Below are 592 nucleotides of genomic sequence, written 5' to 3' on the forward strand. Positions count from 1 at the left end.
TGCCGTTGAACCAACGGTTCCGGGGGATGCGTCCCGGGCGTGAAAATTATCTCATCAGCTCAGCCGTTAACCCGACCGGTGTTGAGATTGCATCCAGGGCTGCGCATTTCCTGGCAGGCTCAAGTGATCGCTGCAACACCTGATTTGTTCAGAGGGGTGTTGCGTGGTGAGTTCTCGGAGCGGGTTTCGTGGTTCTGGTGTGCATCTGGGGGTCGAGTCGGCGGCGGCGGTGCGGGAGGAGTTCTGGAAGGCGGTGCGGTCGGGGTTGTCGCCGACGGCGGCCGCTACGGTAGCTGGGGTATCGGGCGCGACGGGCCGAAAGTGGGCCAAAGCTGGGGGATATCAGAGCAATACCAAGCACCGCGGCACCCGCTACTCGCAGGTCAAGGAGGCGTTTTGGGCTGCGCTGCGGTCGGGGATGACGCCGACGCAGGCCGCGGTGGCCACCGGCGTGTCGGAAAACGCTGCTCGGCAGTGGGTCGCTCAGGCTGGCTATGTGCCAAGAACACCTATTCCTGCTGGTTATGAACCTGAAGCTGAAGCGACGTCGCGGGCGCGGGCGATGACGTTTATCGAACGTTGCCGACTCGAG

General features: G+C 63.2%; 1 pseudogene. It reads left to right on the top strand.

Annotated features, from left to right (window positions below):
• Window positions 1-166: 166 nt before the first annotated feature.
• Window positions 167-592: pseudogene (locus F6Q13_RS19690) on the top strand (IS30 family transposase); the annotation flags it as partial.

This window comes from Mycobacterium sp. (genome assembly GCF_008709575.1).
In the GTDB taxonomy this organism is placed as follows: Bacteria; Actinomycetota; Actinomycetes; order Mycobacteriales; family Mycobacteriaceae; genus Mycobacterium.